The sequence below is a fragment of the Candidatus Brevundimonas colombiensis genome (assembly GCA_029202665.1).
Classification (GTDB): domain Bacteria; phylum Pseudomonadota; class Alphaproteobacteria; order Caulobacterales; family Caulobacteraceae; genus Brevundimonas; species Brevundimonas colombiensis.
Genome location: CP119326.1, coordinates 2,989,975 through 3,012,752, shown reverse-complemented (window position 1 = coordinate 3,012,752; position 22,778 = coordinate 2,989,975). Strand labels below are relative to the sequence as shown.

Genomic DNA, 22,778 nt, shown 5'->3' with positions numbered 1-22,778 from the left:
CCCTGTCCCTCTGGGACGACGACAAGGATCAGGCCTCCCATGCGCCTTGCCGCCTCTCTGTTCGCCATCGCCGTGGCGATTTCGACCCCCGCCTTCGCCCAGACGACGCGGGTGCTGGACCCGATGGAGGACGCCGCCGCGTGGAAGGCCGACGCCTCCACCGATGTCTCCTCGACCGTGTCGTCGGTCGCGGGGCATGACGGGCGGGCTGTGCGTCTGACCTATGATTTCAACGGCAAGGCGGGTTACGCCTTCGCGGCGCGTGACCTGCAGTTCGACCTGCCCGACAACTACGAGATCAGCTTTTGGGTGCGTGGCCAGGGGCCGACGAACACCTTCGAGGTCAAGTTCACCGACGCCTCGGCCGAGAACGTCTGGTGGAAACAGACGGCCCGTTACGATTTCCCCGACGGCTGGACCCGCTTCGTCATCAAGCGCCGTCAGGTGTCCAAGGCCTGGGGCCCCAGCCCCGAGACCGAACTGCGCCGCGCCGAGCGGGTCGAGTTCGTCGTGGTGGCGGCCGAGGGCGGACGGGGCTTCATCGACATCGACCAGCTGTCGATCCGCGAACTGCCCGCCGACCCGGCCGTGCCGCCCCAGCCGATCGCCAGCGATGGTCGCTCGCCGTCCACCGCCGCGCGCGTCGTGGATCGGGACATCAAGACCGCCTGGACCCCGCCGGTCGCGGGCGCGCCGGTCCTGACGCTGGACCTGGGGTATGAGCGGGAGTTCGGCGGCCTGATCCTGCGCTGGGGCGAACGCGGCGCGGCGAGCGACTATCGCGTGTCGTCCTCGCTGGACGGGCGCGACTGGCGGCCGCTGGCGACCGTGACGGGCGGAAACGGCGGCGTCGACTGGTTGAGGACGCCCGAGGCGACGGCGCGCTGGCTGAGGCTTGAGCCGTTGAAGCCGCGGGCGGCGTCGGAGGTGGTCGGGTCGTCCGGCGCGGGCCAGAGGCTGGGCGCGGCCCAGGCGACGACCTATGCGCTCAACGAGATCGAGGTCGAACCCCTGGCCTTCGGCGCCGACGCCACGGTGTTTCTGGAGGCGGTGACCAGGGAGAACCGGCGTGGCCTCTATCCGCGCGGCTTCTCAGGCGAGCAATCCTATTGGACCCTGGTCGGGGTGGACGGGGGCGGAGAGAGCGGCCTGATCGGCGAGGACGGCGCCATCGAACTGCGCCGCGCCGGGCCCAGCATCGAACCCTTCGTGGTCGACAACGGGCGGCTGATCACCTGGGCCGACGTCAATATCGAACAGGGGTTGAAGGACGGCGACCTGCCGATCCCGTCGGTGACGTGGCGCGCCGATGACTGGACGCTGACGATCACCGCCTTCGCCGACGGTCCGCCCGATCAGGCGCAGTTGTGGGGGCGTTATGACCTGACCAACACGTCCAACCGGCCGCGCACCCTGACCCTGGCCCTGGCCGCGCGGCCGATGCAGGTGAATGCGCCGCGTCAGTTCCTGGCCATTCCCGGCGGGGTCAGCCCGGTCGAGCGCCTCGCCTGGGACGGCGCCCAACTGACGCTGAACGACGCGGTTCGCATCCAGCCGCTGGCGACGCCCGACCAGGTGGCGCTGGCGACCTTCGATGCGGGCGCCGATCCGCAGTCCCTGATCCTGCCGTCGGTTCAGCGACCGGCGGGCGAGGCGGCGACGACCACGGACGCCACAGGTCTGGCCGGCGGCGCCCTGACCTATCAGGTGACGCTCCATCCCGGTGAGACGCGCACGGTCGGCTGGGTCTCGCAACTGTCCGGCGACGCCCTGGCGCCCGAGCCGGCGGGGCAGGCGGCGGCGGTGCTGGACACGGTCGAAACGCGGCTGGCGGCCGAATGGCGGGGCAAGCTGGACCGGGTCGAACTGACCCTGCCGCCCGCCGCCCAGCGGATCGAGCACGCGCTGAAATCCTCCTTGGCCCATATGCTGATGTCGCGTCAGGGACCGATCCTGCAGCCCGGCACCCGCAGCTACAACCGCTCCTGGATTCGCGATGGGGCCATGATGGCCGAGGGGCTGAACCGGCTGGGCATGGCCGAGCATTCGGCCGATTATCTGCGCTGGTACGCCCCCTATGTGTTCGAGAACGGCAAGGTTCCGTGTTGCGTCGATGCGCGCGGCGCCGATCCGGTGCCCGAGAACGACAGCCATGGGGAGTTCGTCTTCCTGGCCGCCGAGACCTATCGCTACACCCGAGACGAGGCTCTGCTGCGCCAGGTCTGGCCCCAGGTTCAGAAGGCCATCGCCTATATGGACGGCCTGCGCGCCTCGACCCGGACGGCGGCGTTCGAGGCGCCGGACCAGCGGCATCTGTACGGTCTGCTGCCGCCGACGATCAGCCACGAGGGCTATTCGGACAAGGCGGCCTATTCCTATTGGGACGATTTCTGGGGGCTGCTGGGCTACAAGGACGCGGTCTTCATCGCCGAGACGCTGGGCGATACGGCGGCCGCCGCCCGCTATGCGGCGGCGCGCGATCAGTTCGCCGCCGACATCCGGGCCTCGATCACGGCGACGGCCGCCTATCACGGCATCGACTGGATCGCCGGGGCGGCGGATCGGGGCGATTTCGACGCCACCTCGACGACCATCGCCCTGTCGCCGGCGGGCGAAAAGGATGATCTTCCGCCCGAACTTCTGGCGCGAACCTTTGACCGTTATTGGGAAAACTTTCAGAACCGGCTGACCAACCGCACGGCGTGGAAGGACTATACTCCTTATGAATGGCGGCTGGTCGGGGCCTACGTTCGGTTGGGGCAAAAGGACCGTGCGCTGGCGGTGCTGGACTTCCTGATGGCCGACCGGCGGCCCGAGGCCTGGAACGGCTGGGCCGAGGTCGTGGGGCGCGAGAAGCGCGAGCCGCGCTTCATCGGCGACATGCCGCACGCCTGGATCAGCTCGGACTATATCCGGTCAGCCCTGGACCTGTTCGCCTATGAGCGGGACCGCGATCACGCCCTGGTGCTGGCGGCGGGCGTGCCGGAGGCCTGGCTGGACACCAACGAAGGGGTCGGGGTGACGTCCCTTCGCACCGCCTACGGGCCGTTGACCTACGCCTATCGCAAGGAGCAGCGGGGATATGTGCTGACCCTGGGCGGCGGTGCGAATCCGCCCGGCGGCTTCGTGCTGCAATGGCCGGCGGGGCAGGGGCGACCGGAGCGAGTGCGGATCGACGGTCGCGCGGCGGCGTGGGCGGGCGACGAGTTGGCCATTCCGGCAGGTGCGCGACGGGTGGAACTGCGCTGACAAAAATATGTCCTTCTCCCAGTGGGAGAAGGTGGCCCGAAGGGCCGGATGAGGGTCGGCCGGTGGGCCAAGTCGCGCCGCCTGACCCTCACCCTTTCGCACAAGAACGACGGCTTTCGCCGCCGTGTGCTCAAGCCCTCTCCCAATGGGAGAGGGTCACAGTCTACGAAACGCCTTCCCATCCGCATCGAACAGATGCGTTTGTTTCGCGGGGACATGCAGCGTCAGCCGCTCGCCGGCCCTGGCGCGCAGTTCGCCGGCCAACTGAACCGTCAGGGTGTCTTCGGACGCCGGATGTTTCAGGTGCGCCATGGTCGCCGCGCCCAGGGTTTCCACGAACATCACCTCGGCGGTCAGGGCGTCGCCGTCGCCGGTCGTGGTCAGGTGTTCGGGGCGGACGCCCAGCGTGACCGCATCGCCTGGCTTGGCGCAAGCGGCGTCCACGGCGACGCGGATCGTCTCGCCAGCGGACGTCTTCACCGTCGCACTGCCAGCCGACGCCTCGACGATCTGGCCCGCCAGCAGGTTCATCTTGGGGCTGCCGATGAAGCCGGCGACGAACAGATTGGCGGGATGATCGTACAGCGCCATCGGCGCGCCGACCTGCTCGATCCGGCCCGCGTTCAGCACCACGATCCGGTCGGCCAGGGTCATGGCCTCGACCTGGTCGTGGGTGACGTAGATCATGGTGGTCTTCAGCTCGGCGTGCAGCCGCGCGAACTCGTAACGCATCCGCACCCGCAGGGCGGCGTCCAGGTTGGACAGGGGCTCGTCGAACAGGAAGACCTCGGGCTCGCGCACGATGGCGCGGCCGATGGCGACGCGCTGGCGCTGGCCGCCCGACATGGCCTTGGGCTTGCGGTCCAGATAGTCGGTGATGCTGAGCGCCTCGGCGGCGGCGCGGACGCGGCGGTCGATCTCGCCCTTGTCCGTCTTGGCCAGTTTCAGGCCGAAGGCCATGTTCTCATAGGCCGTCATGTGCGGGTAAAGCGCATAGGACTGGAACACCATGGCGATGCCCCGGTCCGACGGCGACAGGTCGTTGACCACGCGGTCGCCGATTGAGACCTGGCCGGTCGTCGCCTCTTCCAGACCGGCGATGGTGCGCAGCAGGGTGGACTTGCCGCAGCCCGAGGGGCCGACGAAAACCACGAACTCGCCATCGGCGATTTCCAGATCGACGCCCTTCAGCACCTGAACGGCGCCGAACGCCTTCTTCACGTCGACCAGACGGACGTTCGCCATTCTTCCTGTTTCCCTTGGACCGCTTCTGTTTTGCCGCACCGTAACCGGTTACATCGGCGGATCAATGCCGCGTGTTGGCGATGGGCTGCCTCAGCGCATGGATCTCGGGCCCCTGGCGCCCCGCCACGCCGCATCCCGGCCTTCGCGGTTGCTGGCTTAAGCTGCAAGGATCGCCGCCGCACGCCGCAAGGCGACCGGTCCTCAGGTCGTGGGTTTGAGGGCGATCTGGAAATGGCGGTCCATGACCTTGGTCGGATTGACCTGGGCGCCGTCGCGGCGGACCTCGAAATGCAGGTGCGGGCCGGTGGAATAGCCGGTGGAGCCGACCAGGCCGATGCGCTGCGCGGGCGTCAGCTGGTCGCCGCTGGCCACGTCGATGCGGCTGAGGTGGCCATAAAGGGTGGTCATGCCGTTGGGGTGGCGCACCTCGATGAAGTTGCCGTAGCCCCCGGCGTCGTAGCCGGTTCGCAAGACCTGGCCCTCGGCGGCGGTGAAGACACTGGTCCCCTGGGGCGCGGCGATGTCGACGCCCTTGTGGGCGCGGGCCTGGGCCTCGATGGCCAGTTTCCTCAGGCCGAAGGCCGAGTTGATCGCATAGCCGCGCACCGGGGCGGTGAAGACGATCTGGCGCGTCACGGGGCCGGCCTTTTCCGCCTCGGCCTTGATCGGCGGGGCGACGGGGACGGCGACGGGCGTCGGCGTGCGATCCGGCGCGGCGGCGACATTGGGCGCGGCTGCGGCGGCGAAAACGGCCACGGCGGCGAAGGCGGCCGTCTGGCCGGAGTGGATCAACAGGGTCTTGCAACGCGCCATCGGCGCATTGGTCATCAGGCGTCGCATTCGGCGGCGTCTCCCAGCGTCTTTACGCTCTGGAATGAAGGGACGCGGCGTTCGACGACGCCCGGCGTTCCGTGGAAGCCGGCTTATGACGCAGCGCTGGGGCGACTTTGGGGCCTGGATCGGCGGCGGATGGTCGCAGGGCGGAACCCCCTGGGGATACCCCTCAGGCGATGATGTCGGGCAGGATGACGTCCTCGATCTTCACGATTTCGTCCTTGATGGCCAGCTTCTTGCGCTTCAGCCGGGCGATCATCAGCTGATCCGGCACGGCCGCCTGGCCCAGGGCGTCGATGGAGGCGTCCAGATCGGCATGCTCCTGACGCAGCAGTTTGACGCGGGCGTGCAGCGCCGCTTCTTCTTCGCTGATGTCAGGCAGGTCGTCGTTCATGGTCTGGTCCCCAAGGGGCTTATAGCGACGCTGGCTTCAGGCCGGAAGGGCGTCGGCCAGGCGGATCAGCGCCGGGCGAGGGGTGACGGACGCCCAGACCCGGGCTGTGGCCGCCAAACCCTCGATGGCGGGCCGCGCCGGGCCCGTCGGCGGGGGCGTCAGCGCCTCCAGCGCCTCCAGCAGATTCCGTTCGGCCTCAAGCTCCAGACCCTTGATGCGGGTGCGGATCGTCTCGCGCGGGCCGTCGTCGATGTCGGGTACGGGCGCCTTCAGGATGCGGCGCACGGCCCGCAGCGGGGCGACCACCACCCTGTCCCAGGCGCGGGCGGTGTCGCAGGCGGCCTCGATCGTCTCCGCATCCGGTCGGCGCCCCGTCGCGGCGACCCAGGCGGACCACAGCAGCAGCGGCGCATTCTGGTCGTGATTGTCCTGCAGCGCCAGACAGGCGTCCGAAACGCCCGGCGCGCCATAGGCGGCGACGGCCCAGTCCCACAGCGACATCAGCTCAGGCCCTTCCAGCGCCGCACGGCGTTCCAGTCCAGGCCGAACAGGTCCAGGGCGCGGCCCACCGACTGATCGACCATCTCCTGGATCGAGGCCGGTCGGGCGTAGAGGGCGGGCAGGGGCGGGGCGATCACGGCGCCCATCTCGGCCAGGGCCGTCATGGTCCGCAAATGGCCCAGGTGCAGCGGCGTCTCGCGCACCATCAGCACCAGCGGCCGCCGTTCCTTCAACGTGACGTCCGCCGCGCGGGTCAACAGGGTCGAGGTCACGCCCGTCGCGATCTCGCTCATCGTCCTGACCGAACAGGGGGCCACGATCATGCCCAGGGTGCGGAAGGAGCCGGAGGCGATGGTCGCGCCGACATCGCCAAGCTTGTGCGTCACGGACGCCTTGGCCGTCAGGGCGTCCGGCGTCAGATCCGTCTCCTGCGACAATGTGAGCAGGGCGGCCTTGGTCACCACCAGATGGCTCTCGATCCCCAGATCGTTCAGCGCATCCAGCGTCCGCGCGCCGTATATTGCTCCGGAAGCCCCTGAAATTCCGACCACGATCCGGGCGGGCGGGTTCCGTATGGCTCCGTTCACATCATCGACCATTTTTGCGGTCAGCCTCCATGGTGTCCGGCGAGGCGGCTGTCACCGGAATGTGATTCCACAGCCTGCCAAACCGGGCGCTCACTCTACTGGTCCCTAACCTGAGGAGGCGCAAGCCATGACCATCGAGGCTCGTATTCGCGAACTGGGTAACCGTCATCGCAATCTGGATCAGACCATCCAGAAGGAGTTGTCGCGGCCCTCCGTGGACGCGTTGCAGGTCAGGGAGCTGAAGCAGAGGAAGCTTCGGCTCAAGGAAGAGATCACCAGCCTGGAGACCCGCGCCCACTGAACGGCGTCAAACCTCCCAAAACGACGACGGCCCCGGAGATCGCTCTCCGGGGCCGTTTTCGTTGCGTGAAGCAGGATCAGTCCTTCGTGCCGAACACCGATTCCGCCGTCGGTTCGGCGGTCGGGCGTTGGCGGGCTTCGGGGACAAACTCGGGCTCGACCTCGACCTCTTCGACGGGCTGGATGGTGCCGCCGCCCTTCTTCAGGTCGTCCTTGGCCTTCTTGTCGGCGGCCTTCTTGACGATCTCGTCCAGGGCCAGCTGGCCGACCAGGCCCAGGGTCACGGGATCGACCGGCTTGATGTTGGCCGAATTCCAGTGGGTGCGGTTACGCACGCTCTCGATCGTGGACTTGGTCGTGCCCAGCATCTTGGCGATCTGGGCGTCGGTCACTTCGGGGTGGTTGCGCACGAACCAGGCGATGGCGTCCGGGCGGTCCTGGCGACGCGAGACGGGCGTGTATTTCGGCGCGGGCTTGGCCGACTTCAGCAGTTCGGCGTGACGGCTGACGATGGCCTTCATCCGATAGTTTTCGTCGCCCTGGGCCTTGTCCAGCTCTTCGCGCGTCAACTGGCCGCCGGTCACGGGATCGACGCCGCGAATGTCGCGCGCCACGTCGCCGTCGGCGATGCCGCGAACTTCCAGCGGGTGCAGGCCGCAGAAATCGGCGATCTGCTCGAAGCTGAGGGAGGTGTTGTCGACCAGCCAGACCGCAGTGGCCTTGGGCATCAGAATGTCGCTCATGGGGCGTTCGTCCCGGTGTTGTAGGGGCCGCCGAATGAGGCTTCGGCTAGCGTTGGATACGACGGCGCCCGGCCTTTCGACCGGGCGCTTATGAGGTCGATATAGGCCTATTCGGGCGAAAAGAAAACGCCGCCCGACAATCGCATACAGCAACGGTTCATCCGCTCCGGTGCAACCTTCGCGGTAGTGAAGGCTTTGAGCCTCCAGGAGAGGAAAACCACGATGTCCATTCTACTTTCGGCCGCGCTGGCCGCCGCGATGGCGGGCCAGGACTACAGCAGCCAGCGGGTCGCCCCCCGCGGCAGCTACGCCCAGACGTGCACCGAGTCCTACACCAATCGCGGTCGGCTGTACGCCGATTGCCGCGACATGCGCGGGCGGATTCGCGGCACCTCCATCGAACTGGCGCGCTGCGGCGACGAGGAGATCGTCAACAACGACGGCCTGCTGGTCTGCGGCCGCTTCCGTGGCGACTATGAGGACAGCCAGTCCGGTCGCCCGGGTCGCCCGGGCGGTGGCTGGGGGCCGGGTAATGGCGGACCAGGTAATGGCGGCCCAGGCTGGGGCGGCCCGGGTCATGGCGGTCCAGGTTGGGGCGGTCCGGGTTGGGGCGGCGGCAACGGCGGCGGCTGGGGCCGATCCTCGATCGTCGTCTATGAGAACTCCAACTTCAGAGGCGCCTCGCGCGAGTTCACCAGCGAGGACCGCAATCTGGGACGCACGCCCTTCAACGACCGTATCAGTTCGATGCGCGTTCAGGGTCGTTGGGAAGTCTGCACCGACGCCGAGTTCCGGGGGCGCTGCCGCATCGTGGACGGCGACGTCCGCTACCTGGACGGCGGCTTCAATGACAACATCTCGTCCTTGCGTCCGGTCGAAGGCGGCTGGCGTTCCGATCGCTAGACCCGAAGCATGATCTTGCCGATGTGCGCGCCGGCCTCCAGTTCGGCGTGTGCATCGGCGGCCTGTTCCAGCGGATAGACGGCGTCGATGCGCGGCGTGACGGCCCCGGACGCGATCCAGGGCCAGGCCGTCGCCTCGACCGCAGCCGCCAGACGGGCCTTCTCGTCGGCGGCTCGGCTGCGCAGCGTCGATCCTGTCAGGGTCAGGCGTTTCAGCATGATCCGCTGCAGGTCCATCTCGACCTTCGCGCCGGTCAGGGAGGCGATGACCACCCAGCGCCCGCCGGCTTTCAGGCTTTGCAGATTAAGATCGGCATAGTCGCGCCCCACCATGTCCAGGATCACATCGACGCCGCCCGCCCCCTTGATGGCGGCCTCCAGGTCGTCGGTCCTGGCGTCCAGGCTGACGTCGGCCCCCAGCGCGGCGGCTGCCCTGGCCTTGTCGGCGCCGCGAGACGTGGCGATGATGGTCGCTCCGGCCGCCTTGGCCATCTGGATCGCCGTCACGCCGATGCCGCTGGTCGCGCCGTGGATCAGAAGGGTTTCGCCAGCCTTGAGGGCGCCGCCCTCGAACACATTGGTGAAGACGGTGAAGACCGTCTCGGGCAGCGCCGCCGCCTGAATGAAATCCAGACCATCCGGGATCGGCAGGACGTGGCGGGCGTCGACCAAGGCCTGTTCGGCGTAACCCCCGCCGCCTAGAAGGGCGCAGACCCGGTCGCCGATCCGCCAGCGCATGACGCCTTCGCCGACCTGGGCGATCTCGCCGGCGACTTCCAGCCCCAGGATGTCGGACGCGCCCGGCGGCGGCGGATAGGCGCCGGTGCGTTGCAACAGGTCCGGCCGGTTCACGCCCGCCGCCCGCACGCGGATCACCACCTGGCCCGGTCCCGCTACGGGATCAGGACGCTCTGCGATCCTTAACGCCTCGGCCGGCCCTGAGCCGCCTTCGATCTCGATGACCCGCATCGCACCCGCCTTGCTTTCGTCCGTGTCAGGGCGTTCAGATAGGCGCCCCGGCCCGCCTTGGCCATCACCGGAACGAAAGGCGCAGACGATGTTCGAGGATCTGGAACCCCGGCCCCAGCGCGGCGAACCCCTGCGGGCCTTGTCGCGAGAGGATCTGGACGTCTATTCCATCGAGGATCTGCAGGAGCGTATCGCCGCCCTGGACGATGAAATCGCCCGCGCCCGCAGCGCCATCGAGGCGAAACGGTCCAAGAAAAACGCCGCCGACGCCCTGTTCAACTTCGGATCCTGATCGCGAAAGCGGTCCCGGCATGGCATGAGCGTTGCATCGTTGCGACGAACGGCTCCGTGGGGGTCGATTGCAGGACGGCCCCGCTTACCCGATGATCAAAGCTGAAATGACCTTCGCCTACGCCTCAACCGACCGCAGCCGCACGGTGCGCGATTTCGCCCGTTCGGAACTGTTCGACCGCACGTTCCGCGAAGGCATGGAGCTGGTGGAGGAGACGGCCGCCTATCTGGACGGGGAGGGACGCCGCGATTCCAAGATGCTGTCGCGCGCCGCCGCCCTGGCCTATGCCGCCGAGAGCATGAAGCTGACCACCCGGCTGATGCAGATCGCCTCGTGGCTCCTGGTCCAGCGTGCGGTGCGCGAGGACGACATGTCGCCCGAAACGGCGTGCGAGGCGCGCTACCGTCTGAACGACCGCCGTATCGAGGGCGAGCCCAGCCACGCCGAACTGCCGATCGCCCTGGTCGAATACCTGGTGCGGTCCGAGAAGCTTTTCGAACGGACCCTGTATCTGGATCGCCGCATGTATCTGGACGATCAGGATCAGGCCCCGGAAAACCCCGTGCTGTCCCAGATGGGAAGGCTTGAGGCCGCTTTCCGGGGCTGATCCTTCAAGGGGTTACGGCCCGACGTCGTTGGCGTCGGCGCGGCCGTCGTCGATCGGTTTGGGCAGGTTGACGCCGATGCCCAGCGCCTGAGCCAGCTTGTCGTCGCGGCCATAGACGTCCTCGCGGAAGGCCACGCGCCCCTGGCCGTCCACGAAGGCGGTCCAGTACAGCAGGCGCACCGAAATCTCGCGGCCCGTTGTCACCCGCGTCGTCTCGCGGCTGTCCTGTGCGGCGTCGAACTGACCCAGTTTGGTCGGATCGGGCGACAGCAGCAGACGCGCGAACTCCACCGCATTCTGCACCCGCACGCAGCCGTGGCTGCGCTGGCGCGTGGACAGGTTGAAGGCGGCCTTGGACGGCGTGTCGTGCAGGAAGATGGCGTAGCTGTCGCGCAGCTCGAACTTCACATAGCCCAGGGCCGAACGCGGACCGGCGCGCTGGATGACCATGCCGTCCTTCACATACATGTCGTTGGCCGCCAGATAACCCGGCCCCTTGGGCAGGATTTCACGGCGCGCAATGCCGGCCGGCACATACCAGGGCGGATTGGCCACGACCGAGGCGAACGGCTTCTCCAGGCTGGGGGTCTGGTTCGCGGCCGACCCGACCACCACGCGGTTGGAGTGAACGGGCTTGCCGTCCTTCCAGTAGACCATGATGGCGGCGGCGGTGTTGACCTCGATCCGCTCGGGCGCGAGGTCGCGCTTCAGCCAGCGGCGGCGTTCCAGGTTCAACGCGATCTGACGCGCGCGATCTTCGGCCGTGGCGGACAGAGACCGCTGGGTTCCCGCGCCGATACGCCCGTCCGCGCCCAGGCCGTGACGGTTCTGGAAGCCCTGGACTGCGCGTTGCAGTTCGGCGTTGTAGGTCAGGCCCTGCGCCTTCAACCGCGCGCCGTCGGCGGCCGACAGATCGCCCTCGGCGGTCAGGCGGTCGATCAGGGCGGGGATGCGGCGGTCGCTGTTGCCCGGCTCGATGGTCGCGCCCTGGGTGAAGCGGGGCCAGCCGCCCTGGGCCGCCAGCCGGCGATAGCGCACATATCCGGCCGACAGGTTCTGATAGCCGATGTCGGTGGGGGCCAGGCCGTCGTACCAGTTGGCCAGGACATTGCGGTTCAGGGCGTCGGTCAGGCCACGCGGCAGGTCGACGCGGTTCTTCTGCATCTCCCACAGCTCTTCGACCGTTTCCGGCCGCACCTTGCCCTCGGCCAGGACGCGGGCGTAGGCCAGGGCGGCCGCCGTGGTCCGCAGGTCCGCGCTGGCCGGGTCCGCCGCCAGGCCGACGAAATCGAAATAGTCGTTCGCGGCCAGACCGTGCTTGTCCGCCCGCGACGCCGCCGTGTTCAGGGCGCGCACCCGTTCGGCGTTCCACACCGGGCGCCAGTTGTTTAGCTCGTAGAAGGCGCGGACGTCGGCCTGCTGGGTCTGCGGCAGGCGGGAAATCTGATCGTTGAAGCTGTTGTAGAAGGCCGTCGCCTCCGGGCCGCGCTGCACGAAGACCTGTTGCGCGCGCGCCGTGGAGCCAAGGGCCATGGCCGCCGTGGCGACGCCCAGACCCAGTTGCCGTCTATTCATTAACCTGTCCGCTTCTTCGATCGCTTCGGCCAGCGTGGCCGATGCCCCTGGTACCCGAACGTTTCTACATTATCGGTGTTCCGGCCAAACAAAAAGCGCCGGTCTTGCGACCGACGCTCTTCGTGACCTGTTTGCTGCAACATGTCGCAGCCAGGACGCCCTTACTTCTTGATGAAGCCGGCGAACTTGTTGTTGAAGCGCGAAACGCGGCCGCCGCGGTCCATCAGCTGGGCGTTGCCGCCGGTCCAGGCCGGGTGCGTGGTCGGATCGATATCCAGGTTCAGCGTGTCGCCTTCCTTACCGTAGGTCGAACGGGTCTGGTAGGAGGTGCCGTCGGTCATCACCACGGTGATGAAGTGATAGTCGGGATGCGTGTCCGCTTTCATGGTCGTCGTCCGGTCTCTGGCGCGGTGACGATGCCGACCGTCGGTGCGCGTGAAAGTGAGAATTCCGCTGAAAGGTCCAGCGGAAAAGAGCGCGGCGTTTACACCGGGGGGCGTTCCGGGGCAAGAGGCGGGCGCCATGACCGATCAGACCGCTTCCGCCCCCGCCAATCGTGCTTCCGGTCTGGCCTCCGTCGAGGGGCGGCCCAGCGCGGGCGCCCTGCTGGCGGACCAGATGTCCGAGGCGGGCGAGAAACGCGCCAAACGCCGCGACATCCGCCCCCTGGCCCGCCTGATCCCCTTCGCCCTGCGGCACAAGGGGCACGCCCTGATGGCGGTCTTCTGGCTGCTGCTGTCCACCGCCGCCTCGCTCGGGCTGACGGCCCTGGCCCGCGGCGCCATCGACCACGGGTTCGAGGCGGGCGGGGCCAATCTGAACATCTGGTTCCTGCTGCTGGGCGCCAACGCCCTGTTCCTGGGCCTGGCCACGGCCGCCCGCTATTATTTCGTCACCCGCACGGGCGAGCGGGTCATCGCCGATGTCCGCAAGGGTCTGTTCGGCCGCATCCTGACGCTGGACCCGTCCTTCTACGCCCATATGCGCACGGGTGAGGTTCTGTCGCGTCTGACCACCGACATCGCCCTGGTCGAGACGTTGATGACCACCTCGATCTCCTATGCGCTCAGGAACTTCCTGACGCTGATCGGCGGCGTCGCCCTGCTGTTCTTCGTCAGCCCCAAGCTGACCGGCTTCGTCCTGTTGATCGTGCCCTTCCTGCTGGGGCCGATCTTCATCTTCGGCCGCAAGGTCCGAAAGCTGACCGTGACGTCCCAGGATCGCTTCGCCAACGCCGTCGGCTTCGCGGGCGAGAGCGTCGACGCCATCGAAACCGTGCAGGCCTTCGGTCGCGAACGCAGCGCCATCGACCGATTCGGGGCGGCGGTGGAGGACGCCTTTTCCGCTTCGCTGACCCGGATGCAGGCCCGCGCCTGGATGACCGCCCTGATCATCGTGGTTATGTTCGGCGGCGTGACCCTGGTGCTGTGGCTGGGCGCCCAGGATGTGGTGAAGGGCGCCATGACGCCGGGCGCCCTGCTTCAGTTCGTGCTGCTGTCGGTGTTCGCCGCCGGCGCCGTGGGCGCGCTGGGCGAAAGCTGGGGCGACGTGCAGAAGGCCGCCGGGGCCATGGAGCGGATCGAGGAGTTGATGCGCGCCGTGCCCGACATCGCGCCGCCGGCCCAGCCTTCGGCCCTGCCGCAGCCGCCACGCGGCGAACTGTCGATGTCCGCCGTCGGCTTCTCCTATCCGGGGCGGCCCGACCTGCCGGCGCTGAAAGGGTTCAGCCTGACCGTGCGGCCGGGCGAGACGGTGGCCCTGGTCGGCCCGTCCGGCGCGGGCAAGTCCACGGTGTTTCGTCTGCTGCTGCGCTTCTACGACCCCCAGACCGGCATGGTCTCGGTCGATGGCGTCGATGTGCGTCAGGCCGACCCCGTCGCCGTGCGCGACCGTTTCGCCTGGGTGTCGCAGGAGACGCCGCTGTTTTCCGGCTCGGCGCTGGAGAACATCCGCTTCGGTCGCGAGGATACGACCCTGGAAGAGGCCCGCGTCGTCGCGGATAAGGCCCAGGCCCTGGGCTTCATCGACGCCCTGCCCGAAGGGTTCGACACGCCGCTGGGCGAGCGCGGCAAGAGCCTGTCCGGTGGTCAGCGCCAGCGTCTGGCCATCGCCCGCGCCCTGGTCCGCGACGCCCCCATCCTGCTGCTGGACGAGGCCACCAGCGCGCTGGACGCTGAAAGCGAACGTCTGGTTCAGGTCGCGCTGGATCAGGCGATGGAGGAACGCACCACCCTGGTCATCGCCCACCGTCTGGCCACCGTCCTGCGCGCCGACCGGATCGTGGTCATGGACGACGGCCGCGTGGTCGAGGAGGGGACGCACGACCAGCTGGTCGCCAAGGGCGGCCTCTACGCGCGCCTGGCCGAACTCCAGTTCCGCGCGGGATGATCCAATTGCACACATGGTGTGCAATTGGTCTCATGCAGTTCAAGGGGTTAGACGAAATTGCACCATTTTCAGGGGTGCAGTGCAATTGGACGGTCAGTCTGGCGTGACTGTATATTATCTAGTCAAATCAATGGTTTGATAGGATTTCGCGCGCCAGGCCCGGAAAGTCGCTGAACAGGGCGTCCACCCCCGCCTCGGCGAAGGCGGCGGCATAGCCCGCCATGTCGCCGTGATCGGCGATACCGGCGCCCCGGCGGCGTTCGGCGGGCAGGAAGGCGTTCTCCGCGCGCAGGGTCCAGACCACGACCTTCAGGCCCGCCGCATGGGCGTCGGCGACCAGCGGACTGGGCGCGGTCGTGCGCCCCTCGGCGTCGCGCGGCAGGACCAGGGTCATCTCGGGCGCAACCCAGGCGGCATAGGCGGCCATGGTCTTCAACCCCTCGGGCGTAATCATCGGGGCATAGGTCAGGCCGGGCCGATCCGCCGGACCGCCCGCGCCTGCGACCAGCTGGGCCAGCGGCGCCTTGATGCGGCCCGCCAGTCGTTCCAGCGGCCCGACCTCGAAACACTGGACGATGATCGGGGCGTCCGCGCCGGTCAGGTCCAGTCGTTCCAGCTCGGCGACGAAGGCGTCCTCCATCGGCAGGCCGATGCCCGCGAAATAGGTCGGGTGTTTCAGTTCGGGCGCGACGGCGATGGTGCGGCCGGTCCGGGCCGAGGCCGCGCGGGCGATGGCCGCCACCTCGTCGAAGGTCAGGATCGGCTCCTGCCCGTCGAACGTCGCGCTGGACGGGCGAAAGGCGGGCAGCCGCTCCCTGGCCCTCAGCGTCTTCAACTCGGCCAGGGTGAAGTCCTCGGTGAACCAGCCCGTCGTCTGGACCCCGTCGATGACCTTGGTGGTCTTGCGTGCGGCGAACTCGGGGTGGCGTTCCACATCGGTCGTGCCGCCGATCTCGTTCTCGTGCCGATCCACGAACACCCCGTCCTTGGTCAGCACCAGGTCCGGCTCGATCACGTCCGCGCCCTGTTCGATGGCCAGGTCATAGGCCGCGCGCGTATGCTCGGGCCGCTCGCCCGAGGCCCCGCGGTGCGCGATGATCAGCGGCTGGGCCAAGGCGGGCGTTCCCATCAGCAGGATGACGGCGGTCAGAATGCAGCGGATCATCCGGCCTGGATAGGGCAGGCAGGCGACAGGCCGATGACTGTCTCCTGCCCACATCGGGAGGAGGGGGACCGCGAAACGGTGGAGGGGGTCTTAAAGCCCCACGGGCCTCTAAAAAGCCCCTCCGTCATGGCGCTGAAGACGCGCCGCGCCACCTCCCCATGTCATGGGGAGGAGACATAGGCCTATCCCTGCAGCACCTTGCGCAGATGCGGATGCAGTTCGGTGTTGGACGCCAGGACGGACACGCCCGTCTTGGGGTCGCCGTCCTCTTCGATGGTCGTGACCCGGCCGCCGGCCTCGGTGACGAACAGGATGCCCGCCGCCACGTCCCAGGGCTTCAGGTTGCGCTCATAGTAGCCGTCGTAGCGGCCGGCCGCGACCCAGGCGAAGTCCAAGGCGGCCGAACCCAGGCGACGGATGCCCGCGACGCGTTGGCCAATGGCGTGGATGTCCTTGATGGCCTGGGCGTGGCCCGACTTGCCGATGAAGGGCAGGCCGGTGGCGATCAGGCTTTCGGACAGGTCACGACGACCGGCGACGCGGATGCGCTGGTCGTTCAGATAGCAGCCCTTGCCCTTTTCGGCCCAGAACAGCTCGTTCATGACGGGATTGTAGGTCACCCCGGCGACGATCTCGCTCGACCCGTCCGGCGCGCGCCGCTCCAGCCCCACCGTGATGGCGAAATGGGGCATGGCGTGCATGAAATTGGTGGTGCCGTCGATGGGATCGACGATCCAGGTGTGGGACTTGTCGGTCCCCTCGACCATGCCGCGCTCCTCGCCCAGGAAGCCATAGCCGGGGCGGGCCTTCATCAGCAGTTCGAACAGGGTGTCTTCCGCCTTCAGGTCGGCGGCGGTGACGAAATCGCCAGGGCCTTTGCGCGAGACCTGAAGCTGGGAGACTTCGCCGAAGTCGCGCAGCATCGGGCGGGCGGTCTTGCGCACCGCATCGGTCATGACTTGGAGCAGGGCGGAAGCGAGGGCCATCGGCGGATCTCCTGGTCCGAAAGTCCTTCAAGGCGTCAGCCCGGACAGACGGAGAAGTTCAAGGGCGACGTCAAAACGGCGTCGGTGAGAGGTGTTGGTGAGCAAGGGGGGAGCGAACGGTGCAGCCTCGGCTCACCCCTTGCTCACTACCACCCCTCGCTCACCCGAACAGTCAGTCCGCGCGGCGGACGTATTCGCCGCTGGTCGTGTCGACGATGATCTTTTCGCCGGCCGACATATAGGGCGGGATCATGATGCGCACGCCGTTCGACGCCAGCGCGGGCTTGTAGGACGAAGAGGCGGTCTGGCCCTTAACCGTCGGCTCGGTCTCGGCGACTTCCAGCACGACCTGATCGGGCAGCTCCAGGCCGATCGGGCGCTCTTCATGCATCTCGATGACGACCTTCATGCCTTCCTGCAGATAGGGGATGCGTTCCTCGCCGACCCAGTCCTTCTGCAGTTCGATCTGCTCGTAGGTGGCGTCGTCCATGAAGACCAGGCTGTCGCCGTTGTCGAACAGATAGGAGAAGTCCTTCTGCTCCAGCGTCACGCGCTCGACCTTGTCTTCCGAACGGAAGCGTTCGTTCAGCTTGTTGCCGGTTTCGAGGTTCTTGGCCTCGACGTTGGCGAAGGCGCCGCCCTTGCCGGGCTTGACGTGGCTGGCCTTGGTGACGACCCACAGGCCGCCGTTGTGCTGCAGGACCATGCCGGGCTTGATGGTGTTGCCGTTGATCTTCATGGGGTCACATTGGAATTGGGGTTGCGCCCGCGCGACCGTTCGGAGCGTGGCGAAGGGCGCGATCCCTAGAGGAAGCCCCGCGAAAGGGCAAGGCGACGCGCTTAATGCAGGGTGCGCCCGCGCGACGCGTCCTCGGTCTTGCGATGCAGGAAGTTGCCCAGCCGCACGCCGGAGCCGGTCGGGGCCGCCATCTTGCCGGCCCCTTCATCCAGCTTGCGGGCTTCATGGGCGAAGGCGGCGGCCAGACCGGCCGACGACATGGCGGCCATCACCTGCCGCGCCATGGAGGAGGGACGCAGACCCAGCCAGACGGCGTTGACTGTCTGCGCCGCCACCCACAGGCCCATGGCGCGCGTGCGCTCCTTTTGCGGCGGGGCGTTCCACACGCGCACGGCCGACAGGGTGGTGGCCGAAAACACAGCCGGCAGGATCAGGCTGAACGCCCCCTTCGGCTTTTCGGTGATCGGCAGATCCCTGTCGCGCAACTGTTTGAGGTTGCGCCGCGGCTTCAACGCGCCCGAGGCGATGGTGTGGGCCAAGAGGGCGAAGCCGACGGTCAGCGCGATCCCGGCCACCACATGGCCGGTGCTGCGGCCCTGGCTGTTCAGCAGGTCCGCGGCGGCGTCGCGCACGTCGTCGATGGCTTCGTCAATATCGGTCATGGCGCGCTCCAGCTTACCTTCGAAAAGCTAATGGCCGGAGCGGACCACGGTTCCCATCAGTTGCCGGTGGCGGCGCTGTCGGTCACGATCTCCTTCATGGCCGACTGCAGATAGTTCTGCGCGCCCATCAGCTGGATCAGCTTGTGCTGATTTTCCAGGAAGTCGATGTGTTCTTCGGTGTCGGCCAGGATTTTCATCAGCAGGTCGCGGCTGACATAGTCACGGGCTTCCTCGCACTGGGTCACGGCGGCGGCGGTGGTCGCGCGGCTGTCCACTTCCAGCTGCAGGTCGGCGCCCAGGCATTCGATGGGATCTTCACCCACCTTCAGCTTGTGCAGGTCTTGCAGGTTGGGCAGGCCGTCCAGGAACAGGATGCGTTTGATGAGCATGTCGGAATGCTTCATCTCGCCGATCGATTCTTCGTAGATGACATTGCCCAGGTGGGCCAAGCCCCAGCTTTCGAACATGCGCGCATGCAGGAAATACTGGTTCACCGCCGTCAGTTCGTTGGTCAGCACTGCGTTCAGCGTGCGCAGGATTGCGGGATCGCCCTTCATGGCCATGGTCCTTGGTCTCTCTGACGGCGCGGTCGCCGTCTGTCGAACCCGGCAATAGCACAGTAAAACCCGCATTGTTTATTTGCGAGTTTTTATCACTACATTGATAGTGCGAGTGATTTTCGGCCGCGATGGGCGGCGAGGACTATTCGGCTGCGAGTGCGAACGCTTCGCGGCTGTCCTGGATCATCTGGCGCATCTCGCAGACGCACTTGGCGCATTGCGCCTGACATTGATGGCTGGCGAAGATGTCGCGCGGACGCTGGGCGCCCGCCTCGATGGACTGGGCCACATCCCGCTTGCGAAGGCCGTTGCAGTTGCAGACGTACACGAGTGTTCTACGCGATCCACCGACTGAGAATGGTTCGCTATAGCACCCCTTAAGGCGATTGCAAGTCGTTCTCATGGCCTCGGGCGGCGGCGACCGTTGACGCGACGTCGCAGGGGAGGGAAGGACAACCATGCCCAAGACATCTCCCGTCCCCGCCCGCCCGCCGTGCCGACTGTATCTGATCACGCCGCCCGCTATTGCCAATCTGGACGCCTTCGCCAGAACCCTGGACCAGGCGCTGGCGGCAGGCGACGTGGCGGCCTTGCAGATCAGGTTGAAACCGGCGCAAGAGGCGGTCATCCGCCAGGCCGTTGCGGTGCTGGCTCCGATCGCGCGTCGCTATGATGTGGCGGTGATCCTGAACGACCGACCCGATCTGGCGCGCTCCACCGGCTGCGACGGCGTCCATATCGGCCAGGAGGACGGCTCTCTGGCCGAGGCGCGTCGGATCATGGGGCCGGACGCGATGATCGGCGTAACCTGCCATGACGACCGGGACCTGGCGTGGGAGGCGGCCGAGGGCGGCGCCGACTATGTCGCCTTCGGGGCCTTCTATCCGACTGCGACCAAGGCGACGGTCCACACCCCGCCGCTGGAGCTTCTGACCATCTGGCAGGAAACGGTGGAGACGCCCTGCGTCGCCATCGGCGGCATCACGGTCGAAACGGCCGAAACAGTGGCCCGCGCAGGGGCGGATTTCATCGCCGTATGCGGCGGAATCTGGAGTTATGACGGCGGTGCAGCCGCGGCGGTTAAGCTGTTCAATCAAAAGTTGAACTTCCAACTTTAAGGGATGTTAGGAACCCTGTGGTCATGTGCGTCTGACACTCTTTGGTCAGGACGCTTTCATGATGATGAGCCGCGTGCTCAGCAGCGACGTCCCTCCCGCCTCTTCCAAGACGGCGACGCCGAAGGCTGCTCAGTTTTCAACGGAACGCCGCAACGGTCCTGAGGCCTTTCAGCCGCTGGCGCCGGTGCTGACCGGCGTTGCGGTGGCCATACTGGTCGCCACGGCCATCGCCTACGGCCGATCCTCCGGTCTGGTCGCAGGTCTGTGGGGCGCCAGCGGCCTCGCGATCGCCGTCTGGCTGCGCACCAGCCGGGGGCGCGCCAATGATCTGACTTTCGCCGGCGTGCTGATGGTCAGCGTCCTGATCGGCGAGATCATCGCGGGCAATAAACCTCTGCTGGCGCTGGCCTTCGCCCTGTTCAGCATGGTCGAGATCGTCGGCGCCGTTCTCATGGCCCGCAGATTCGCGCCCACCCTGAACATGTCCACCCTGAACGGGGCGGCGGGGTTTCTGTTCTTCGCGGCCGTGCTGGCGCCCATTCCCGCGGCGCTGGGCAGCGTGCTGATCCAGATGCAGAGCGGTCAGCCAGATGTCTGGCGGGGCTTCCAGACCTGGTGGTTCGGTCACGCCCTGGGCATCGCCGTCCTGGGCGCCATGGGGCTGTCGCTGACCCGCGCGACCTTGGCGCGCCTCAGCCGGCCCGCCAAGCTGCTGGAGGCGGGCGGGCTGCTGGCCTGCGTCCTGGGATTTTACGCCGCCAATCTCAGCGGCAATCTGACCGCCGGCTTCCTGCTGATGCCGTTGCTGATGGCCATCGCCGTGCGGCTGGGCGTGGCGGGAACCGCCTTCGCCCTGGTCGTGGTGGCTCTGCTCACGGTCGGCGGGGCCATGACGGGTCACGCCACCTACACGCAGGGCGGCCGGGCCGACCAGGTCATGATGGCGCAAGTCCTGGTGCTGGTCGGCTATATGCCCTTCCTGTTGGTGGCCTCGTTGCTGGAAGAGCGCGACGTGCTGGCCGAGCGCGCGCGTCTCGGCCGCGAGCGGGCGGAAAAGGCGTCCGAGGCCAAGTCGCGTCTGCTGGCCAACGTCGCCCATGAGATCAAGAGCCCGGTCGCCGGCATCATCGGCATCGGCGACCTTTGGCGTCAGGGCCAGCTGGGTCCGGTCACGCCGCAACAGGCCGAGATGTCGGACATGCTGGTCTCCACGGCGCGCCAGATCGAAGCCCTGGCGCACGACCTGCTGGACGTGGCGCGGGCGGAATCCGGCGCCGTTCGGGTCGACCTGCGGCCCACCGACATTCCCGGCCTGCTGGAGGATGTCAGACGCATCTGTCTGTTGCGGGCCGAGGCCGACGGCCAGGTGTCGATCGATGTGGTCTATGAGGGCGACGGCCTGGTCGCCGTGGCGGATTCGCAGCGTTTGACCCAGGTCGTGACCAATCTGACGATCAATGCGCTGAAGTATGGCGCGTCGGGGGGATGCATCATCCTGCGGGCGCTGCGCGCCGAGGACTGCGTGCGGATCGAGGTCACGGACTTCGGCCCCGGCCTGTCCCTGCAGAAACAGGCGGAACTGTTCGAGCCGTTCAATCGTCTGGGCCTGGAGCGTTCGACGGTGGAAGGGCACGGGGTCGGTCTGGCGCTGGCCAAACGGTTGGTCGAACTGCAGGGCGGCTCGATCGGCGTGATCTCTGCGCCGGGCGACGGCGCGACCTTCTGGGTTATGATTCCCAAGGCGTGAGGTCGCGCTTGCGAACAGGGCCGCGCCGCGCGATGGTCCGGCCATGACCCTGATCGCCCTCGCCGCCGCCGTCGCCCTGTCCGGTCAGGCCGCGCCGCCTCCGCGCGCCGGCAGCGACCTAACGCGCGATCTGAACAGCGCGCCGCCCTCCGCCGCATCGGCGGCGCCGCGCGCAACGCCGTCGTCGACCACGCCCGCCGCTACACCGTCGTCGTCGCCGTCATCACGGGCCACCACATCTGCGCCGACACGCGCCCAAACCGCTGCGCCCCAGACCCCGGCGCCCCAGACCTCTGCGCCCCAGACGACAAACCCCGCGCGGTCCAGCCCCGCCGCGCCTGCCGCTCGACCCACGACCACGCAGCCGAGCGCGCCTGCGCAGACTGCGCCAGCGGCCTCAACGCCGGCTCCCGCTCCGACGCCCAGCCCCGCCGCGCTGGATGCGGCGGGGATCGCGGCTCTGCCGTTCCGTATCGAGCTTCCGGCCGGCGTGGTGATGGTTCCGGCGCGGGCGGGCGCGGATGCGGCCATCTATCGCATCCAGCGGGGCGACCTGACCCTGGCCATGATCTACGCCGGGCCGTCGTCGCAGTTTCCCATCTATGACGGCGACATGGTCCGCACGGGCGGCCGGACCTCCATCGTCGTGAACGAAGGCGGTCGGCGTTTGGCGATGGAGCATCTGTTCCAGCGCGCCGCGACGCCCAAGGAAATCCATGTCTGGATCGCCAGCGTCGTCGGCGCGGACCGCGATCTGGCCGAGCGGATCGGCCAGTCGGTCGATCCTCGATAGGCGTCAGGTCTCGGACCAGACCGCCATCTCTGTCCCCGAGGGATCAGCGAAATGGAACCGCCGGCCGCCGGGGAAGGCGTAGATCGGCTTGACGATTCGCCCGCCGGCCGCCTCAACCCGGCTCAGCATGGCCTGCAGATCATGGGCGTAAAGGACGGGCAGGGGCGCCGCCGTGCGGTCGGCCGGATCCGCGTCGAAACCCCCGTCCAATCCCTGATCGAAGGCGGCGTATGCCGGGCCATAGTCGATGAACGTCCAACCGAACGCCTGACTGTAAAAGGCCTTGGTTTCCGGCAGATCGGCGGCCGGCAGTTCCAGGTAGTCGAGTTTTCCGTCTTCACGCACGGTTGATCTCCTGCTGTTCAAGCCACCAACGCAGCCTCTTGCACGCCGGCCCGACTTGCGCAAACCTGCAAACGGTT

At 67.6% G+C, this 22,778-nt stretch carries 25 protein-coding genes; 9 read left to right on the top strand and 16 right to left on the bottom strand.

Annotated features, from left to right (window positions below; all coding sequences use genetic code 11):
• Positions 1-39: 39 nt before the first annotated feature.
• Positions 40-3,249, top strand: a complete 3,210-nt coding sequence (locus P0Y50_14805) for a discoidin domain-containing protein (protein WEK39784.1) — start codon at positions 40-42, stop codon at positions 3,247-3,249.
• 156 nt (positions 3,250-3,405) lie between these two features.
• Here the strand turns inward: P0Y50_14805 and ugpC are convergent, their stop codons facing one another.
• The 5 genes from ugpC to P0Y50_14780 form a co-directional block, all read right to left on the bottom strand.
• A complete protein-coding gene (gene ugpC / locus P0Y50_14800; protein WEK39783.1) occupies positions 3,406-4,494 on the bottom strand; it encodes a sn-glycerol-3-phosphate ABC transporter ATP-binding protein UgpC in 1,089 nt (362 codons plus the stop codon).
• Positions 4,495-4,695: 201 nt separating this feature from the next.
• Positions 4,696-5,334 (bottom strand): M23 family metallopeptidase, encoded by a 639-nt coding sequence (locus P0Y50_14795; GenBank protein WEK39782.1) that lies wholly within the window; start codon positions 5,332-5,334, stop codon positions 4,696-4,698.
• Positions 5,335-5,497: 163 nt separating this feature from the next.
• Positions 5,498-5,722 (bottom strand): DUF465 domain-containing protein, encoded by a 225-nt coding sequence (locus P0Y50_14790; protein ID WEK39781.1) that lies wholly within the window; start codon positions 5,720-5,722, stop codon positions 5,498-5,500.
• Between the two features lie 36 nt (positions 5,723-5,758).
• Positions 5,759-6,223 carry a TIGR02444 family protein gene (locus P0Y50_14785; GenBank protein WEK39780.1) on the bottom strand — a complete coding sequence of 155 codons (465 nt, stop codon included), beginning with the start codon at positions 6,221-6,223 and terminating at the stop codon, positions 5,759-5,761.
• Positions 6,223-6,822 (bottom strand): UbiX family flavin prenyltransferase, encoded by a 600-nt coding sequence (locus P0Y50_14780; GenBank protein ID WEK39779.1) that lies wholly within the window; start codon positions 6,820-6,822, stop codon positions 6,223-6,225. Before P0Y50_14780 ends, P0Y50_14785 begins: the two co-directional genes overlap by 1 nt.
• A 115-nt stretch (positions 6,823-6,937) precedes the next feature.
• On the opposite strand from P0Y50_14780, the gene P0Y50_14775 reads away from it, so the two are divergent.
• Entirely contained in the window at positions 6,938-7,111 is a 174-nt protein-coding gene (locus tag P0Y50_14775; protein WEK39778.1) for a DUF465 domain-containing protein, read from the top strand.
• A gap of 76 nt (positions 7,112-7,187) precedes the next feature.
• Here the strand turns inward: P0Y50_14775 and P0Y50_14770 are convergent, their stop codons facing one another.
• Positions 7,188-7,853 (bottom strand): DUF1013 domain-containing protein, encoded by a 666-nt coding sequence (locus P0Y50_14770; protein WEK39777.1) that lies wholly within the window; start codon positions 7,851-7,853, stop codon positions 7,188-7,190.
• A 222-nt stretch (positions 7,854-8,075) separates the two neighbouring features.
• Here P0Y50_14770 and P0Y50_14765 point away from each other — a divergent pair, with 222 nt between their 5' ends.
• On the top strand, positions 8,076-8,756 hold the full coding sequence (locus tag P0Y50_14765; protein WEK39776.1) for a beta/gamma crystallin-related protein: 681 nt from the start codon (positions 8,076-8,078) through the stop codon (positions 8,754-8,756).
• On the opposite strand, the gene P0Y50_14760 is transcribed toward P0Y50_14765, so the two are convergent.
• A complete protein-coding gene (locus P0Y50_14760) occupies positions 8,753-9,724 on the bottom strand; it encodes an NAD(P)H-quinone oxidoreductase (GenBank protein ID WEK39775.1) in 972 nt (323 codons plus the stop codon). The genes P0Y50_14765 and P0Y50_14760 overlap by 4 nt on opposite strands.
• Positions 9,725-9,812: 88 nt before the next feature.
• Between P0Y50_14760 and P0Y50_14755 the strand changes: the two genes are divergently transcribed.
• Together P0Y50_14755 and P0Y50_14750 are read left to right on the top strand one after the other, a co-directional pair.
• On the top strand, positions 9,813-10,016 hold the full coding sequence (locus tag P0Y50_14755) for a DUF1192 domain-containing protein (GenBank protein WEK39774.1): 204 nt from the start codon (positions 9,813-9,815) through the stop codon (positions 10,014-10,016).
• Between the two features lie 91 nt (positions 10,017-10,107).
• A complete protein-coding gene (locus P0Y50_14750; protein WEK39773.1) occupies positions 10,108-10,623 on the top strand; it encodes a DUF1465 family protein in 516 nt (171 codons plus the stop codon).
• A 12-nt stretch (positions 10,624-10,635) separates the two neighbouring features.
• Here the strand turns inward: P0Y50_14750 and P0Y50_14745 are convergent, their stop codons facing one another.
• Together P0Y50_14745 and rpmE are read right to left on the bottom strand one after the other, a co-directional pair.
• On the bottom strand, positions 10,636-12,198 hold the full coding sequence (locus tag P0Y50_14745) for a L,D-transpeptidase family protein (protein WEK39772.1): 1,563 nt from the start codon (positions 12,196-12,198) through the stop codon (positions 10,636-10,638).
• Between the two features lie 161 nt (positions 12,199-12,359).
• On the bottom strand, positions 12,360-12,584 hold the full coding sequence (rpmE, locus tag P0Y50_14740; GenBank protein WEK39771.1) for a 50S ribosomal protein L31: 225 nt from the start codon (positions 12,582-12,584) through the stop codon (positions 12,360-12,362).
• A 136-nt stretch (positions 12,585-12,720) separates the two neighbouring features.
• Here rpmE and P0Y50_14735 point away from each other — a divergent pair, with 136 nt between their 5' ends.
• Positions 12,721-14,586, top strand: a complete 1,866-nt coding sequence (locus P0Y50_14735; protein ID WEK39770.1) for an ABC transporter transmembrane domain-containing protein — start codon at positions 12,721-12,723, stop codon at positions 14,584-14,586.
• A gap of 127 nt (positions 14,587-14,713) precedes the next feature.
• On the opposite strand, the gene P0Y50_14730 is transcribed toward P0Y50_14735, so the two are convergent.
• The 6 genes from P0Y50_14730 to P0Y50_14705 all read right to left on the bottom strand — a co-directional run bounded on the left by P0Y50_14730 (position 14,714) and on the right by P0Y50_14705 (position 19,026).
• Positions 14,714-15,751, bottom strand: coding sequence for a glycerophosphodiester phosphodiesterase family protein (locus tag P0Y50_14730; protein WEK39769.1), 1,038 nt, complete (start codon positions 15,749-15,751; stop codon positions 14,714-14,716).
• A gap of 182 nt (positions 15,752-15,933) precedes the next feature.
• Positions 15,934-16,737, bottom strand: a complete 804-nt coding sequence (locus P0Y50_14725; protein WEK39768.1) for an inositol monophosphatase family protein — start codon at positions 16,735-16,737, stop codon at positions 15,934-15,936.
• Positions 16,738-16,909: 172 nt separating this feature from the next.
• The gene (efp, locus tag P0Y50_14720; protein WEK39767.1) at positions 16,910-17,476 is read right to left on the bottom strand and encodes an elongation factor P; all 567 of its coding nucleotides are present in this window, start codon (positions 17,474-17,476) and stop codon (positions 16,910-16,912) included.
• A 101-nt stretch (positions 17,477-17,577) separates the two neighbouring features.
• Entirely contained in the window at positions 17,578-18,138 is a 561-nt protein-coding gene (locus P0Y50_14715; GenBank protein ID WEK39766.1) for a tryptophan-rich sensory protein, read from the bottom strand.
• Positions 18,139-18,194: 56 nt separating this feature from the next.
• Complete coding sequence (gene bfr / locus P0Y50_14710) at positions 18,195-18,695, bottom strand: bacterioferritin (GenBank protein WEK41588.1); 501 nt, start codon at positions 18,693-18,695, stop codon at positions 18,195-18,197.
• Between the two features lie 145 nt (positions 18,696-18,840).
• Positions 18,841-19,026 (bottom strand): (2Fe-2S)-binding protein, encoded by a 186-nt coding sequence (locus tag P0Y50_14705; protein ID WEK39765.1) that lies wholly within the window; start codon positions 19,024-19,026, stop codon positions 18,841-18,843.
• A gap of 130 nt (positions 19,027-19,156) precedes the next feature.
• Between P0Y50_14705 and thiE the strand changes: the two genes are divergently transcribed.
• From thiE to P0Y50_14690, 3 genes are read left to right on the top strand one after another with little or no spacing between them, the layout of a single operon-like run.
• Entirely contained in the window at positions 19,157-19,816 is a 660-nt protein-coding gene (gene thiE, locus P0Y50_14700; protein WEK39764.1) for a thiamine phosphate synthase, read from the top strand.
• Between the two features lie 58 nt (positions 19,817-19,874).
• Positions 19,875-21,563, top strand: coding sequence for an ATP-binding protein (locus tag P0Y50_14695; GenBank protein ID WEK39763.1), 1,689 nt, complete (start codon positions 19,875-19,877; stop codon positions 21,561-21,563).
• A gap of 43 nt (positions 21,564-21,606) precedes the next feature.
• A complete protein-coding gene (locus P0Y50_14690) occupies positions 21,607-22,356 on the top strand; it encodes a hypothetical protein (GenBank protein WEK39762.1) in 750 nt (249 codons plus the stop codon).
• 3 nt (positions 22,357-22,359) lie between these two features.
• Here P0Y50_14690 and P0Y50_14685 read toward each other — a convergent pair whose 3' ends face one another.
• Positions 22,360-22,701: a VOC family protein gene (locus P0Y50_14685; protein WEK39761.1), complete on the bottom strand. Its 342-nt coding sequence runs from the start codon at positions 22,699-22,701 to the stop codon at positions 22,360-22,362.
• Positions 22,702-22,778: the final 77 nt, after the last annotated feature.